The sequence below is a fragment of the Erythrobacter sp. HI0063 genome (assembly GCF_001635685.1).
In the GTDB taxonomy this organism is placed as follows: Bacteria; Pseudomonadota; Alphaproteobacteria; order Sphingomonadales; family Sphingomonadaceae; genus Qipengyuania.
Genome location: NZ_LWFF01000201.1, coordinates 1 through 337, shown reverse-complemented (window position 1 = coordinate 337; position 337 = coordinate 1). Strand labels below are relative to the sequence as shown.

The window sequence follows — 337 nt, the reverse complement described above, 5'->3', positions numbered from 1 at the left end:
CCGGGGGCAGTACCCGGCGGCTCCACCACAAACCGCGTATTTTCGGGGTTTATGACGGGGCCGAACTAGGATCGACGTGTGCTGAAAGACGGTATTTTCGCCCGGGCTGAGTAACCCGTAAAACTGTTCGCAACACACAAGTGCCAACGATAACGAAGCACTCGCTCTCGCTGCGTAATCTGACGGCCTAGCGGCCTGATCTTACAAAGCTAAAGCGCGGTTGGACCCACCGGGCAACAGAAGCGGATTCCGGGGCTCCGGGGGTAGCTAGCAACAGAAACCCCCACCTCACACCTTCGAGATTTCAAGCGATGACGAGGCTCATGCCTCTGGTCGT

Annotated in this window: 1 other RNA gene; it reads left to right on the top strand. The window is 57.9% G+C overall.

The features are described from left to right. Positions 1-252, top strand: a transfer-messenger RNA (tmRNA) gene (gene ssrA / locus A3736_RS06570); the annotation flags it as partial. Positions 253-337 lie beyond the last annotated feature (85 nt).